The 14,880-nt window shown below is 59.9% G+C and carries 12 protein-coding genes; 3 read left to right on the top strand and 9 right to left on the bottom strand.

What is annotated here, in order from left to right:
• Nucleotides 1-40: 40 nt before the first annotated feature.
• From ATY02_RS09980 to sdhC, 5 genes are all read right to left on the bottom strand, one after another.
• The gene (locus tag ATY02_RS09980; protein ID WP_068587923.1) at nt 41-2,872 is read right to left on the bottom strand and encodes a 2-oxoglutarate dehydrogenase E1 component; all 2,832 of its coding nucleotides are present in this window, start codon (nt 2,870-2,872) and stop codon (nt 41-43) included.
• Between the two features lie 263 nt (nt 2,873-3,135).
• Nucleotides 3,136-3,840 (bottom strand): succinate dehydrogenase iron-sulfur subunit, encoded by a 705-nt coding sequence (locus tag ATY02_RS09975; RefSeq protein WP_022643104.1) that lies wholly within the window; start codon nt 3,838-3,840, stop codon nt 3,136-3,138.
• A 12-nt stretch (nt 3,841-3,852) separates the two neighbouring features.
• Complete coding sequence (sdhA, locus tag ATY02_RS09970; protein WP_068587925.1) at nt 3,853-5,625, bottom strand: succinate dehydrogenase flavoprotein subunit; 1,773 nt, start codon at nt 5,623-5,625, stop codon at nt 3,853-3,855.
• A gap of 3 nt (nt 5,626-5,628) precedes the next feature.
• Complete coding sequence (gene sdhD, locus ATY02_RS09965) at nt 5,629-5,997, bottom strand: succinate dehydrogenase, hydrophobic membrane anchor protein (protein ID WP_068587926.1); 369 nt, start codon at nt 5,995-5,997, stop codon at nt 5,629-5,631.
• Nucleotides 5,991-6,377 carry a succinate dehydrogenase, cytochrome b556 subunit gene (sdhC, locus tag ATY02_RS09960; RefSeq protein ID WP_015634665.1) on the bottom strand — a complete coding sequence of 129 codons (387 nt, stop codon included), beginning with the start codon at nt 6,375-6,377 and terminating at the stop codon, nt 5,991-5,993. Before sdhC ends, sdhD begins: the two co-directional genes overlap by 7 nt.
• A 350-nt stretch (nt 6,378-6,727) precedes the next feature.
• Here sdhC and gltA point away from each other — a divergent pair, with 350 nt between their 5' ends.
• On the top strand, nt 6,728-8,017 hold the full coding sequence (gltA, locus tag ATY02_RS09955) for a citrate synthase (protein ID WP_068587928.1): 1,290 nt from the start codon (nt 6,728-6,730) through the stop codon (nt 8,015-8,017).
• Nucleotides 8,018-8,268: 251 nt separating this feature from the next.
• Here gltA and ATY02_RS09950 read toward each other — a convergent pair whose 3' ends face one another.
• From ATY02_RS09950 to ATY02_RS09940, 3 genes are all read right to left on the bottom strand, one after another.
• Nucleotides 8,269-9,927, bottom strand: a complete 1,659-nt coding sequence (locus tag ATY02_RS09950; protein ID WP_068587930.1) for a cation acetate symporter — start codon at nt 9,925-9,927, stop codon at nt 8,269-8,271.
• Nucleotides 9,924-10,235: a DUF485 domain-containing protein gene (locus tag ATY02_RS09945; RefSeq protein WP_068587932.1), complete on the bottom strand. Its 312-nt coding sequence runs from the start codon at nt 10,233-10,235 to the stop codon at nt 9,924-9,926. The genes ATY02_RS09950 and ATY02_RS09945 overlap by 4 nt, the downstream gene beginning before the upstream one ends.
• A gap of 190 nt (nt 10,236-10,425) precedes the next feature.
• Nucleotides 10,426-11,238 (bottom strand): glycine betaine ABC transporter substrate-binding protein, encoded by an 813-nt coding sequence (locus tag ATY02_RS09940; protein ID WP_068587934.1) that lies wholly within the window; start codon nt 11,236-11,238, stop codon nt 10,426-10,428.
• A gap of 82 nt (nt 11,239-11,320) precedes the next feature.
• On the opposite strand from ATY02_RS09940, the gene ATY02_RS09935 reads away from it, so the two are divergent.
• Together ATY02_RS09935 and ATY02_RS09930 are read left to right on the top strand one after the other, a co-directional pair.
• A complete protein-coding gene (locus ATY02_RS09935; RefSeq protein ID WP_010466230.1) occupies nt 11,321-12,301 on the top strand; it encodes an IS5-like element IS1384 family transposase in 981 nt (326 codons plus the stop codon).
• 497 nt (nt 12,302-12,798) lie between these two features.
• Nucleotides 12,799-14,352 (top strand): beta (1-6) glucans synthase, encoded by a 1,554-nt coding sequence (locus tag ATY02_RS09930; RefSeq protein WP_068578529.1) that lies wholly within the window; start codon nt 12,799-12,801, stop codon nt 14,350-14,352.
• A gap of 10 nt (nt 14,353-14,362) precedes the next feature.
• Here ATY02_RS09930 and ATY02_RS09925 read toward each other — a convergent pair whose 3' ends face one another.
• The gene (locus ATY02_RS09925) at nt 14,363-14,728 is read right to left on the bottom strand and encodes a hypothetical protein (RefSeq protein WP_068578527.1); all 366 of its coding nucleotides are present in this window, start codon (nt 14,726-14,728) and stop codon (nt 14,363-14,365) included.
• Nucleotides 14,729-14,880 lie beyond the last annotated feature (152 nt).

Raw genomic sequence — 14,880 nt, 5'->3', positions numbered from 1 at the left:
TCTGTGGTTCCTTAAATTCGGTTTCAGGTGCGCGAAGGCGTTAAACGGTAAACGCGTCTTGCAGCAGTTTTTCCTGCTGCTCGGCGTGCATCGATGCGTAACCACATGCTGGGGCAGCAGAAGCCTCACGGCCCGCGTACTCGAGTACGAGAGACTTGTTGAGGTTGCTGATGCTGCGACGCAGGTGGTGCTGGCTGCAGTACCAGGCGCCCTGGTTCATCGGCTCTTCCTGGCACCAGACCGCCGCTTTGGCGTTGGTGTAAGGAGCCAGGACTTCTTTCAAGTCGTCCTCAGGGAATGGGTACAGCTGCTCGATACGCACGATGGCGATATCTTCGCGGCCTTCGGCACGGCGTTTTTCCAGCAGGTCGTAGTAGACCTTGCCGCTGCACAGAACCACGCGCTCGACCTTTTTCGGGTCCAGTGCATCGACTTCCGGGATCACGGTCTGGAACGAACCTTCGGCCAGATCTTCCAGGGTCGAGATGGCAAGCTTGTGGCGCAGCAGCGACTTCGGCGTCAGTACTACCAGCGGCTTGCGCAGCGGGCGGATCACCTGACGGCGCAGCAAGTGGTAGATCTGTGCCGGGGTGGTCGGCATGCACACCTGAATGTTGTGCTCGGCGCACAGCTGCAGGTAACGCTCAAGACGCGCCGAGCTGTGCTCAGGGCCCTGGCCTTCGTAGCCGTGCGGCAGCAGCATGGTCAGGCCGCACAGGCGACCCCACTTGTGCTCGCCGCTGGTGATGAACTGGTCGATCACGACCTGTGCACCGTTGGCGAAGTCGCCGAACTGGGCTTCCCAGATCACCAGCGCATTGGGCGTGGTGGTCGAGTAACCGTATTCGAACGCCAGCACAGCCTCTTCCGACAGGAACGAGTCGTACAGGTCGAAGCGCGGCTGACCGTCGTACAGATGCTTCAGCGGAATGTAGGTGCCGGCATCTTTCTGGTTGTGCAGAACAGCGTGACGGTGCGAGAACGTACCGCGGCCGATGTCCTGGCCAGTCATGCGGATCGGGTGACCTTCGAACGCCAGGGTCGCGTACGCCATGGTTTCGGCGTAACCCCAGTTGATCGGCAGGCCGCCGGCTTGCATCTTCTGACGGTCTTCGTAGATCTTCGCGACCTGGCGCTGAACCACGAAGCCTTCCGGAATTTCCAGCAGCTTGGCGGACAGTTCCTGCAGGGTCTTCAGGTCGAAGCGAGTGTCGTGACGCGCAGTCCAGGCGTGGCCCAGATACGGACGCCAGTCCACGAACAGCTCTTTGTTCGGTTCCTTGACCAGCGACTTCACCACGTGCAGACCGTTGTCCAGCGCATTGCGGTATTCGTCGACCTTCGCCTGGACGCGCTCTGCATCGAGCACACCGCCCTGGGTCAGGCGATCAGCGTACAGCTCGCGAGTGGTGCGCTGCTTGGTGATCTGCTGGTACATCAGCGGCTGGGTGCCACTTGGCTCGTCCGCCTCGTTGTGGCCGCGACGGCGGTAGCAGACCAGGTCGATGACCACATCACGCTTGAACTGCATGCGATAGTCGATGGCCAGTTGGGTCACGAACAGGACCGCTTCCGGATCATCGCCATTCACATGGAGGATCGGCGCCTGGATCATCTTCGCAACGTCGGTGGCGTACTCGGTGGAACGCGAGTCCAGCGGGTTGCTGATGGTGAAGCCAACCTGGTTGTTGACCACGATGTGCACAGTACCGCCGGTCTTGAAACCGCGAGTCTGCGACATCTGGAAGGTTTCCATGACCACGCCCTGACCGGCGAACGCCGCGTCACCGTGGATGGAGATCGGCAGGACTTTCTCGCCGGTTGGGTCGTTACGACGGTCCTGGCGGGCGCGCACGGAACCCTCGACCACTGGAGAAACGATTTCCAGGTGGGACGGGTTGAATGCCATCGCCAGGTGAACTTCGCCACCGGAGGTCATCACGTTGGACGAGAAGCCCTGGTGATACTTCACGTCGCCGGAGCCCAGCTCAACCTTCTTCTTGCCTTCGAACTCGTCGAACAGTTCGCGCGGGTTCTTGCCGAAGGTGTTGACCAGCACGTTCAAGCGACCACGGTGGGCCATGCCGATCACGACTTCCTTGGTGCCATAGGAACCGGAGCGCTGGATCAGCTCGTCGAGCATCGGAATCAGGCTTTCGCCACCTTCCAGGCCGAAACGCTTGGTGCCTGGGTACTTGGTGCCCAGGTACTTCTCCAGGCCTTCTGCCGCGGTGACACGCTCGAGCAGATGGCTCTTGATGTCGGCAGAATAGGTTGGACGGCCGCGTACGCTTTCCAGACGTTGCTGGAACCAGTGGCGTTGCTCGGAATCGGTGATGTGCGTGAATTCAGCGCCGATGGTGCGGCAATATGTCTGCTGCAACGCTTCGTGAATTTCGCGTAGGCTCGCTTCCTCTTTGCCGATGAACAGGTCGCCGGCACGGAAGGTCGTATCAAGATCGGCATTGGTCAAGCCGTAATGATTGATCGACAGGTCTGCAGGTGCAGGACGCTGCCACAGTCCCAGCGGGTCCAGCTGGGATGCCTGGTGGCCACGCATCCGATAGGCCTGGATCAATCGCAGCACTTCAACTTGCTTCTTCTCGTGCTCACTGCTCACGCTACCGGCGGAAACCGGTTGGGCGCGGCGCTGGTTCTTTGCCAGCAAGACGAAATGATCGCGGATCGTCGAGTGCGAAACATCGATGGCAGTGTTGCCGTCGGCAGGCAACTTATCAAAGTAAGTGCGCCACTCTTCTGGCACAGCGTTAGGGTCGTGCAGGTAGAGCTCGTAGAGCTCTTCCACATAGGCAGCGTTACTACCGGATAGGTAGGCGCTGTTCCACATGCGCTGCATCACGCTTTCTTGCATGCTTGGTCACCCTCGGTTAGGGGAACACCACCGGCGACGACACCGAGCAAGCTTGCAGAAGTCCGAATGCAGCGACCAAAACAAGCCACTTAGGATCACGCTGATAGTCCGGGTACCAGCCCGGATGCCCCTGCTTGTCTCATTTCTTCAAAAATATAGAGCAGCCACTTTGTAAGCTACTGCTCAGGTTAGAGCCATGACGCGGGTTGAAGCCCGCGCCCTGGCTTTTACGGTACAGCGGTCCTACAGGTACAACAGCTGAATCACACGCCGCTTTGCAGAAGCATGTTACGAATGTGACCGATGGCCTTAGTCGGGTTCAGGCCTTTCGGACAAACGTTGACGCAGTTCATGATGCCCCGGCAGCGGAATACGCTGAACGGGTCATCCAGCGAAGCCAGACGCTCGGAAGTCTTGGTGTCGCGGCTGTCTGCCAGGAAGCGATAGGCTTGCAGCAGAGCGGCTGGACCCAGGAACTTGTCGGGGTTCCACCAGAAGGATGGGCAAGAGGTCGAGCAGCAAGCGCACAGGATGCACTCGTACAGACCATCGAGCTTCTCACGCTCTTCCGGCGACTGCAGACGCTCGATGGCCGGGGCCGGAGTATCGTTCTGCAGGAATGGCTTCACCTTCTCGTATTGCTTGTAGAAGATGCTCATATCGACGACCAGGTCACGGATAACCGGCAGACCTGGCAGAGGACGAATCACCAGCTTGTTCTTCTTGACCACGGCGGACAGCGGCGTGATGCACGCCAGGCCGTTCTTGCCGTTGATGTTCATGCCGTCGGAACCGCAAACGCCTTCACGGCAGGAGCGACGGTAGGAGAACCCCTCGTCCTGCTCTTTGATCAGGGCCAGCACGTCCAGCACCATCAAGTCCTTGCCACCGGTGTCGACCTGGAAAACCTGGGTTTTCGGAGCCGAGTCGGTGTCAGGGTTGTAACGATAAACTTCAACTTGCAACATATCGATCACCCTTTAGTAAGTCCGGACTTTTGGTTCGAAAGTCGGAACAGTCTTCGGCGAGAAGTTGACCGCACGCTTGGCAACGCGCTTCTCACCCGGGAAGTACAGGGTGTGGCACAGCCAGTTTTCGTCGTCACGGTCTTCAAAGTCTTCACGGGCGTGAGCGCCGCGGGACTCTTTGCGCACTTCGGCAGCGATGGCAGTGGCTTCGGCCACTTCCAGCAGGTTCTGCAGCTCAAGTGCTTCGATACGCGCAGTGTTGAAAGCTTGAGACTTGTCGTTGATCTTGACGTTGGCGATGCGCTCGCGCAGATCGGCCAATTGGGCAATACCCTTCTGCATGTATTCGCCGGTACGGAATACACCGAAGTAGTTCTGCATGCAGCTCTGCAGCTCGCGACGCAGGGTAGCGACGTCTTCGCCGGTGGTGCGCTCGTTGAGCTTGGCCAGGCGGTTCAGTGCAACGTCCACATCGGTATCGCTGGCATCGCGGTATTCGATACCGTCGGTCAGCGCTTTTTCCAGGTGCAGGCCAGCCGCACGACCGAATACCACCAGGTCGAGCAGCGAGTTGCCGCCCAGGCGGTTGGCACCGTGTACCGATACGCAAGCCACTTCACCCACTGCGAACAGGCCAGGGATGATGGTGTCTTCGCCAGCGGCGTTCTGAGTGATGGCCTGGCCATGGATGTTGGTGGCAACGCCGCCCATCATGTAGTGGCAGGTAGGAACGACCGGCACCGGAGCGACGACAGGGTCGACGTGGGCGAAGGTCTTGGACAGCTCGCAGATACCAGGCAGGCGGCTGTGCAGCACTTCCTCGCCCAGGTGATCCAGCTTGAGCATCACGTGGTCGCCATTAGGGCCACAGCCGTTGCCAGCGATGATTTCCTTGACCATGGAACGCGCCACTACGTCGCGGCCCGCCAGGTCTTTGGCGTTAGGAGCATAACGCTCCATGAAACGCTCGCCGTGCTTGTTGATCAGGTAACCACCTTCACCACGGCAACCTTCGGTTACCAGTACACCGGCGCCGGCGATGCCGGTCGGGTGGAACTGCCACATCTCGATGTCTTGCACCGGAACACCAGCACGCAGGGCCATGCCCACGCCGTCGCCGGTGTTGATCAGGGCGTTGGTGGTGGAGGCGTAGATACGGCCCGCACCGCCGGTGGCCAGAACGGTGGCCTTGGACTTGATGTACAGGGTCTCGCCGGTTTCGATGCAGATCGCGATCACACCAACGAATGCGCCGTCCTGGTTCTTCACCAGGTCAACTGCGTAGTACTCGTTGAGGAAAGTGGTACCGGCTTTCAGGTTGCCCTGATACAGGGTGTGCAGCAGTGCGTGACCGGTACGGTCGGAAGCAGCGCAGGTACGGGCAGCCTGGCCACCCTTGCCGTAGTCCTTGGACTGACCGCCGAAAGGACGCTGGTAGATACGACCGGTTTCGGTGCGGGAGAACGGCAGGCCCATGTGATCCAGCTCGAAGACCGCAGCCGGACCTTCCTGACACATGTACTCGATAGCGTCCTGGTCGCCGATGTAGTCGGAACCCTTGACGGTATCGTACATGTGCCAGCGCCAGTCATCGTTCGGATCCGCCGAGGCGATCGCGCAGGTGATGCCACCCTGGGCAGATACAGTGTGCGAACGAGTCGGGAAAACCTTGGTGATCACCGCGGTTTTATGGCCGCCCTGGGCCAGCTGCAGCGCAGCACGCATGCCAGCGCCGCCGCCGCCAATGATGATGGCGTCGAAAGAAATGGTTGGAATGTTAGCCATGAATCAGATACCCCAGAGAATCTGCACACCCCAGACGAAGTAAGCGAACATTGCGACGCCGCATACTGCCTGGAAAAGGAAACGTACTGCTGTCGCCGACTTGCCCAGCGCCATATGCGTCAGGTAGTCAGTCGAGATAGTCCACATGCCGACCCAGGCGTGAGCGCCCAGGGCCACCATGGCCAGCAGACTGAAGATACGCATCCAGTTGTTTGCGAACAGGCCATGCCACTGGGTGTAGTCAATGCCCGGATTCGCTACGAGGTATCCGATCAGGAAAATGAAATAAGCCGCGAGAACGACCGCAGACACACGCTGCGCCATCCAGTCATAAAGGCCTGAACGCGACAGGTTCGTAACGCTGGTTACCATATCCAAACTCCCGCCAGAACGATTACCACCACGGATACGGCGATAACGATTTTCGAGCCCAGCTTGCCGCCTTCCAGCGTCTCACCGATGCCCATGTCCATAATCAGATGGCGTACACCCGCCACCAGGTGGTACAGCAAGGCGGACAGGAGGCCCCATGCAACGAATTTGGCCAGCGGACTGGTCAAGCACGCCTTCACCTCGGCATAACCTTCCTCGGAGCCCAGGGACTTGCTCAATGCGTACAGCATGATGCCGATGCCCAGGAAGAGAATGATGCCGGAAACACGGTGGAGAAACGACGTAACGCCGGTAATGGGGAGTTTGATGGTCCTTAGGTCTAGGTTTACAGGTCGTTGGCTATTCACGGCTTTTTTCACACTGAAGAGCCCCTAACAATCAGGGCAAAGTTGTTGGGGAGTGCACTGGTCAGGTAACCACCACCCAGGGAGTGCGACCCCCATCAAAACGGGCCCAGAAGCCCATGGCGGTCGGTGGCCGAGTATAGACAGTTAGGCTACTAATGACAACGCAAACACCTTCCCCTAATAGCTGATTGCGTTACCTTCATAAAAGGCGTAAATGGCAGTGAATTTCGCTAAAAAATCCCTCCCAAAGCCTTCTGGGACAAGACTTTAGGCAAATTGACATTCGGATTTATCTCACTATAGTGGTGCGGGCCCTGCGTGGGGGGTCTGTCTGATGATTTCAAGCATAAATAGGAGGCCACATGGCTGACAAAAAAGCGCAGTTGATCATCGAGGGCGCAGCCCCCGTCGAGCTGCCCATTTTAACCGGCACCGTTGGTCCCGATGTAATCGATGTTCGGGGCCTGACGGCCACGGGCCGCTTCACTTTTGACCCGGGTTTCATGTCGACCGCCTCCTGCGAGTCGAAGATCACCTACATCGACGGCGACCAGGGTATCCTGCTGCATCGCGGCTACCCGATCGAACAACTGGCTGAAAAGTCGGACTACCTGGAAACCTGCTACCTGCTGCTCAACGGTGAACTGCCGAATGCCGAGCAGAAGGCCCAGTTCGTCAGCACTGTGAAGAACCACACCATGGTTCACGAGCAGTTGAAGAGCTTCTTCAACGGTTTCCGTCGTGATGCCCACCCGATGGCGGTCATGTGCGGCGTAGTCGGTGCACTCTCGGCGTTCTACCACGACTCCCTGGACATCAATAACCCGCAGCACCGCGAGATTTCCGCCGTGCGCCTGGTTGCCAAGATGCCGACCCTGGCAGCGATGGTCTACAAGTACTCCATGGGCCAGCCGATGATGTACCCGCGCAACGACCTGTCGTACGCGGAAAACTTCCTGCACATGATGTTCAACACCCCGTGCGAGATCAAACCGATCAGCCCGGTACTGGCCAAGGCAATGGACCGGATCTTCATCCTCCACGCCGACCACGAGCAGAACGCCTCCACCTCCACCGTACGCCTGGCAGGCTCTTCGGGCGCCAACCCGTTCGCCTGTATCGCTGCCGGCATCGCAGCACTCTGGGGCCCGGCTCACGGCGGCGCCAACGAAGCCGTGCTGACCATGCTCGATGAAATCGGCGATGTCTCGAACATCGACAAGTTCATCGCCAAGGCCAAGGACAAGAACGACCCGTTCAAGCTCATGGGCTTCGGTCACCGCGTGTACAAGAACCGCGACCCTCGCGCCACCGTGATGAAGCAGACCTGCGACGAAGTACTCAAGGAACTGGGCATCAACAACGATCCACAACTCCAACTGGCCATGCGCCTGGAAGAGATCGCCCTGACCGACCCGTACTTCATCGAACGCTCGCTGTACCCGAACGTCGACTTCTACTCGGGGATCATCCTCAAGGCCATCGGCATTCCAACCAGCATGTTCACCGTGATCTTCGCCCTGGCGCGTACCGTCGGCTGGATCTCGCACTGGAAAGAAATGCTCTCCAGCCCCTACAAGATCGGCCGTCCTCGCCAGCTGTACACCGGCTACGAGTCGCGCGACATCACCAAGCTGGAAGACCGCAAGTAAGACCGGCCTTGCACTACCGTTCTTAGCTCCATCGAATACGGCCTCTGTTCAGAGGCCGTATTTTTTTGCCCCTGCCCTGTCTTTGCATAAAGCCACTTCGCCGTCACGACCACCAAGCCCTGGCATCGAGCCATCCCCTCACACCACAACCCTGCGGTCATTTCCTGGGCAATGAAAAATGCCCCGGCCTTTCGACCAGGGCATTTCGCTATCACTTTGCCTCTATATAGAAGCCGAACGTCGGAGACCGCTTAGTGCGACACCGCACCACTGGCACCCAGGCCGGTTTGCGAACGCACGAACTGCGGGAAGAACAACGCCCTTTCGTTGGCCGCAGAGGCCGACTTGTCGGTGATGGAGAAGAACCAGATACCAACGAAGGCGATAAGCATCGAGAACAACGCCGGGTACTCATACGGATAGATCGGCTTCTCGTGATGCAGGATCTGCACCCAGATGGTCGGACCGAGGATCATCAGCGCCACTGCGCTTATCAGTCCCATCCAGCCACCGATCATGGCACCACGGGTGGTCAGCTTCTTCCAGTACATGGAAAGCAACAGCACCGGGAAGTTGCAACTGGCCGCGATGGAGAACGCCAGGCCCACCATGAAGGCGATGTTCTGGCTCTCGAACAGAATGCCCAGGCCGATGGCCAGCACACCCAGGGTCACCGTGGTGATCTTGGACACGCGGATCTCGTCTTTCTCGTTGGCCTTGCCCTTCTTGAGCACGCTGGCGTACAGGTCATGGGAGACCGCCGAAGCGCCTGCCAGGGTCAAGCCTGCAACCACCGCCAGGATAGTGGCAAAGGCCACCGCCGAGATGAAGCCCAGGAACACGCTGCCACCCACGGCATTGGCCAGGTGCACCGCCGCCATGTTGTTACCGCCCAGCAAGGCGCCAGCGGCATCCTTGAAGTCTGGATTGGTACTCACCAGCAGGATCGCGCCAAAACCGATGATGAAGGTCAGGATGTAGAAGTAACCGATGAAACCGGTGGCATAGAGCACGCTCTTGCGGGCTTCCTTGGCATCGCTCACGGTGAAGAAGCGCATCAGGATATGCGGCAGGCCCGCAGTACCGAACATCAGTGCCAGGCCCAGCGAGAACGCAGAGATCGGATCCTTCACCAGGCCGCCCGGGCTCATGATCGCCTCACCCTTGGGGTGGACCTTGATTGCTTCGGAGAACAGCGTGTTGAAATCGAAATTGACGTGTTTCATCACCATCAAGGCCATGAACGACGCGCCGGAGAGCAGCAGGACCGCCTTGATGATCTGCACCCAGGTGGTGGCCAGCATGCCGCCGAACAATACGTACAGGCACATCAGGATGCCCACCAGGATCACTGCGACGTGGTAGTCGAGGCCGAACAGCAGCTGGATCAGCTTGCCGGCACCCACCATCTGCGCAATCAGGTAGAACGCCACCACCACCAGCGAACCACAGGCAGACAAGGTGCGGATCTGGGTCTGCCCGAGGCGATAGGACGCCACGTCGGCAAAGGTGTACTTGCCCAGGTTGCGCAAGCGCTCGGCGATCAGGAACAGAATGATCGGCCAGCCCACCAAAAAGCCGATGGAGTAGATCAGCCCGTCATAGCCGGAGGTGAACACCAGGGCGGAAATTCCCAGGAAGGACGCCGCCGACATGTAGTCGCCCGCAATCGCCAGGCCATTCTGGAAACCGGTGATCTTGCCACCCGCCGCATAGTAGTCGGCGGCCGACTTGTTGCGCTTGGAAGCCCAGTAGGTGATGCACAAGGTGGCACCGACGAACACCACGAACATCACGATCGCCGATACATTGAGGGGTTGCTTGTGGACCTCGCCCGTCAGGGCGTCAGCGGCCCATAGGGCCGGAGCGAACGCGGCAAGGCCGAGTGCAGCGAATAGACGGCGGATCATTGCTGGGCCTCCTTCAGGATCGCCTTGTTCAGCTCGTCGAACTCACCGTTGGCGCGCCGCACATAGATGGCCGTCAAGATGAAGGCCGAGACAATCAAGCCAACGCCGATGGGGATGCCCCAGGTGATGGAAGAGGTAGGACTGAGCTTGGCCCCCAGGACCTGGGGCCCGTAGGCGATCAGCAGAATGAAAGCCGAGTAAAGCCCAAGCATGATCGCCGAAAGAATCCAGGCGAACCGCTCCCGCTTACTGACCAGCTCCTTGAAACGCGGGCTGTTTTGAATCGAGAGGTAAATGCTGTCGTTCATTGTTTTTATCCTCGCAGCACAGATTTTAGGTGGAACCTAATCCACTCTATGCGGCTATCCGGCAGGTTCTAGACGACCTTAGTATTAGAACGACATTAACCCCCGCGCCAATTCTCCCCCGCAAAAAAACAGGGCCATCCGCGACTTTGCCGCGAATGGCCCCGAGACCCTTGATATAGACGCTGCGCTGCTATTTAGCCGTCCACTCGGCCACTCGATCAGCGTGCTTGCCGACCCAATCCTTGGCCGCAACATCAGGCTTGGCGCCCTCCTGGATGGCCAGCATCACTTCGCCAATTTCGTCTTTCGAAGCCCACTGGAACTTCTTCAGGAACGCTGCCACCTCCGGCGCCTTCTTCGCCAGATCCTTGCTACCGATGCTGTTGACGGTTTCAGCGGCGCCATACACGCCTTTGGGGTCATCGAGAAAGCGCAGTTTCCACTTGGCGAACATCCAGTGCGGCACCCAGCCCGTCACCGCGATGGACTCCTGCTTCTCCTCGGCACGGCTCAGTTCGGCGATCATCGCCGCCCCGGAGCTGGCTTGCAGCTTGTAGTCCAGCCCGTAGTCCTTGATCGCCTGGTCGGTCTTGAGCATGACGCCGGAGCCGGCGTCGATACCCACGATCTTGCTCTTGAAGCTGGTATCGGTCTTGAGATCCTCGATGGATTTGGCCTTGACGTACTCCGGCACGATCAGCCCGATCTTGGCGTCCTTGAAGTTGGGGCCATAGTCCACCACCTTGTCCTTGTTCTTGGTCCAGTACTCGCCATGGGTCACCGGCAGCCAGGCCGACAGCATCGCATCGAGCTTGCCGGTGGCCACGCCCTGCCACATGATCCCGGTCGCCACCGCCTGCAGCTTGACGTCATAACCGAGCTTCTTGATCACCTCCGCGGCCACGTAGGTCGTCGCCACGCTATCGGACCAGCCATCGACATAGCCGATGCTCAGGGTCTTGCTGTCGGCGCTGGCCAAGCTGGAGCCAAGGGCAAGTACCATTGCGGCACCTACGCCTAAGGAAACTCTGAAAAAGACTTTCTGATTTGGCAAAATACCGCGACCCCACCCACCGAGTTTCCCGATGAAGCAGATGACCTTCGCCGACGCCGAGTACGCTGGCAAGCGCAAGCAAACCCGCAAGGAGTTGTTCCTGATCGAGATGGATCGGGTGGTGCCGTGGAAGGGCTTGATTGCTTTGATCGAGCCACATTATCCGAAAGGTGAAGGTGGCCGTCCGGCCTACCCGTTGATGGCGATGCTGCGTGTGCATCTGCTGCAGAACTGGTTCGGCTACAGCGATCCAGCGATGGAGGAAGCGCTGTACGAAACCACGATCCTGCGCCAGTTTGCCGGGCTGAACCTGGAGCGCATCCCCGACGAAACCACCATTCTCAACTTCCGCCGCTTGCTGGAGAAACACGAGCTGGCGGCCGGCATCCTCGCTGTCATCAATGGCTATCTGGGCGACCGCGGCCTGTCGCTGCGCCAGGGCACCATCGTCGATGCAACGCTGATCAATGCGCCCAGTTCGACCAAGAACAAGGACGGCAAGCGCGACCCGGAAATGCACCAGACCAAGAAGGGAAACCAGTATTATTTTGGCATGAAGGCCCACATCGGCGCCGATGACGAATCGGGTCTGGTGCACAGCGTAGTGGGCACGGCGGCCAATGTGGCGGATGTCACCCAGGTGGACAAATTGCTGCATGGCGACGAAAACGTGGTCTGCGCCGATGCAGGCTACACCGGTGTCGAAAAGCGGCCCGAGCATGAAGGACGTGAAGTTATCTGGCAGGTGGCGGCACGCCGCAGCACCTACAAAAAACTCGATAAGCGCAGCGTGCTGTACAAAGCCAAGCGCAAGATTGAAAAGGCCAAGGCTCAGGTGCGCGCCAAGGTCGAGCATCCGTTCCGGGTAATCAAGCGCCAGTTCGGTTACACCAAGGTGCGCTTTCGCGGCTTGGCCAAAAACACGGCGCAACTGGTGACACTGTTCGCTCTGTCGAACCTGTGGATGGCGCGCCGACATTTACTGACGAATGCAGGAGAGGTGCGCCTGTAATGCGGGAAATGGCCACCGGAGTGGGGTCCGGGTGGCGAAAACGTAAGAAATACTCGTCGAATTGATTGTTTTTTGATCATTTGGCGAGTTTAAAAGTTGCGCTAGGTGGTATGCCGGGGAAATACATGGCTACTTCAGACCATCCCTAAGAGTCGTCGCATCTTCATCGTTACTTCCCCGAAAAGTGCAGTGCCGGGCGGCTGCCGGGCACATCAACGTATGGTTATGGTGCTCGGCGCCTCCGTCACGCCTCACCGCGAACGCGTTCGATCATCAGCGGAGTACTGATGCCTGGATCATCAACCCGCCACCATCCGCGACCTGCTCTGGCTGCGACCTCAAGGCAACAAGCAGCGACATCAGAAAGCCAGTAGCCAGCATCCGCCTCTCAGGGCCAGCAGGTCCGCCCGAACTTTGCATGCCTGGATCATGCCGGCCACCAAGCTGCGGGCGAATGCAGGTAAGATGCCGGGCTTCGTTCCCCTGACGGCCTGACCATGCCCGCCACCCCTCGTTTTCCCGCCCTCGCCTATCTGCTTGCCTGCCTGCTGGGCCTGATCGCCCTCTGCAGCTACTGGTACGGCCTCGGCCAGCCGGTGCAATTGCCGGATGTCGCCAGCGCCAGCCACAAGTTGCAATGCGCCTCCTACACCCCGTTCGACAAGGACCAGTCGCCATTCGACCAGCCATTCAAGCTGCGGCCCGAACGCATGGATGCCGACCTGGCGCTGCTGGCCACCCGCTTCGAGTGCATCCGCACCTACTCCATGAGCGGCCTGGAAGCCTTGCCGGAACTGGCGCGCAAGCACGGCCTGAAGCTGATGATCGGCGCCTGGATCAACAGCAATCCGGTGGACAGCGAGAAAGAGGTCGATCTGTTGATCGCCTCGGCCAACGCCAATCCGGACGTGGTCAGCGCGGTGATCGTCGGCAATGAAGCGCTGCTGCGCAAGGAGGTCACCGGCCCACAGCTGGCGCGCCTGATCCTCAAGGTCAAGCACAACGTCAAGCAGCCGGTGACCTACGCCGACGTCTGGGAGTTCTGGCTCAAGCATCCCGAAATCGCCCCCGCCGTGGACTTCCTGACCATCCACCTGCTGCCCTACTGGGAAGACGATCCATCGAACATCGACGTAGCCCTCAATCATGTGGCCGAAGTACGCCAGGTGTTCGGCAACCGCTTCGCCCCCAAGGACGTACTGATCGGTGAAACCGGCTGGCCCAGCGAGGGCCGCCAGCGCGAAACCGCACTCCCCAGCCGGGTCAACGAGGCCAGGTTCATCCGCGGTTTCGTCGCCCTGGCAGAACAGAACGGCTGGCACTACAACCTGATCGAGGCCTTCGACCAACCCTGGAAGCGCGCCAGCGAAGGGGCAGTCGGCGGCTACTGGGGGCTGTTCGATGCCAATCGCCAGGACAAGGGCATCCTTGCCGGGCCAGTCTCCAACCTGCCTTTCTGGCCGCTGTGGCTGGGACTGGGAGCGGTGATCTTCGCCAGCACCCTGGTACTCGGCGGTCGAGTCCGCAGCGCCAAAGCCGCCCTACTGCTGCCATTGCTGGGGGCCCTGGCGGCCTGCAGCATCGGTACCTTCGCAGAACTGACGCGAGTCACCAGCCGTTTCGCCGGCGAATGGGCCTGGGCAGCCTTGCTACTGGGTCTGAACCTGCTGGTCCTGGCTCACTGCGCACTGGCCCTGAGCCCACGTGAAGGCTGGCGCCAACGGCTCTTCACGACCCTGGAGAAGCGCGCCGGCTGGTGGCTGGCGGCAGCCGGCTTCGCCGCGGCGGTGATGGCACTGGAACTGGTATTCGATCCGCGTTATCGCAGCTTCCCCAGTGCCGCCCTGCTGCTGCCGGCGCTGGCATTCGTGTGCCGGCCAGTACGAGTGCCACGTCGCGAGATAGCCCTGCTGACCTTCATCATCGGTGCGGCCATCGCACCCCAGCTGTACCAGGAAGGCCTGGCCAACCAGCAAGCCTGGGGATGGGCGCTGGTCAGCCTGCTAATGGTCGCCGCCCTGTGGCGCAGCCTGAGGGCCCGTATCGCCTGAAACCGACGGGCTAGCAGCGCCTGGCACGTACCAGGCGCAGGCTCGCGAGCACCAGGGCAAATACCGCCAGGGTGGTGTTGTACAGCACCAACGCCGGAATGGCGGCCAGCAACGCCAGCGTCGCCAGCCCCCAGCCAGCGCGTCCGGGCACGACGAACGCCAGGAGCGCCGCCCCCAGGGCACTCCAACCCAGCACCTTGAAGTGGATCATCCATCCCAGGCTGGAACGCAGGGAACACTCCCAGCGCCCGGCCTCGTCGATACAGACGCCCACCCAGCGAGCGTCCTCCATGAAGCCGTAACGCAGGCCATAGCTGGCGGCCAGCCACAACGGCAAGGCAACGAGCAGGGCAATCACGGGAAAGCGGCTAGACATGCAACACTCCGAACAATCAAAACGGCGCCCAGCATAATGCTCCGGCCACGCTTGGCAAGCACGACGCACAGATAGCTGTTCAGCTCGGGGTGGCAACGTGTATCGTCCGGCTACTATCACCCCGGCCAGATGCACCCAGGCGTTATTTGAAC

This window comes from Pseudomonas sp. BIOMIG1BAC, from assembly GCF_001705995.2.
GTDB lineage: Bacteria > Pseudomonadota > Gammaproteobacteria > Pseudomonadales > Pseudomonadaceae > Aquipseudomonas > Aquipseudomonas sessilinigenes.
Note: the sequence above shows the minus strand (reverse complement) of the source record. Positions and strands in the feature narration are given on the sequence as shown.

Coding starts and splice junctions, on each gene's coding strand:
- ATY02_RS09980 (WP_068587923.1), bottom strand. CDS start 2,872: ATGCAAGAAAGCGTGATGCAGCGCATGTGGAACAGCGCCTACCTATCC.
- ATY02_RS09975 (WP_022643104.1), bottom strand. CDS start 3,840: ATGTTGCAAGTTGAAGTTTATCGTTACAACCCTGACACCGACTCGGCT.
- sdhA (WP_068587925.1), bottom strand. CDS start 5,625: ATGGCTAACATTCCAACCATTTCTTTCGACGCCATCATCATTGGCGGC.
- sdhD (WP_068587926.1), bottom strand. CDS start 5,997: ATGGTAACCAGCGTTACGAACCTGTCGCGTTCAGGCCTTTATGACTGG.
- gltA (WP_068587928.1), top strand. CDS start 6,728: ATGGCTGACAAAAAAGCGCAGTTGATCATCGAGGGCGCAGCCCCCGTC.
- ATY02_RS09950 (WP_068587930.1), bottom strand. CDS start 9,927: ATGATCCGCCGTCTATTCGCTGCACTCGGCCTTGCCGCGTTCGCTCCG.
- ATY02_RS09945 (WP_068587932.1), bottom strand. CDS start 10,235: ATGAACGACAGCATTTACCTCTCGATTCAAAACAGCCCGCGTTTCAAG.
- ATY02_RS09940 (WP_068587934.1), bottom strand. CDS start 11,238: ATGGTACTTGCCCTTGGCTCCAGCTTGGCCAGCGCCGACAGCAAGACC.
- ATY02_RS09935 (WP_010466230.1), top strand. CDS start 11,321: ATGAAGCAGATGACCTTCGCCGACGCCGAGTACGCTGGCAAGCGCAAG.
- ATY02_RS09930 (WP_068578529.1), top strand. CDS start 12,799: ATGCCCGCCACCCCTCGTTTTCCCGCCCTCGCCTATCTGCTTGCCTGC.
- ATY02_RS09925 (WP_068578527.1), bottom strand. CDS start 14,728: ATGTCTAGCCGCTTTCCCGTGATTGCCCTGCTCGTTGCCTTGCCGTTG.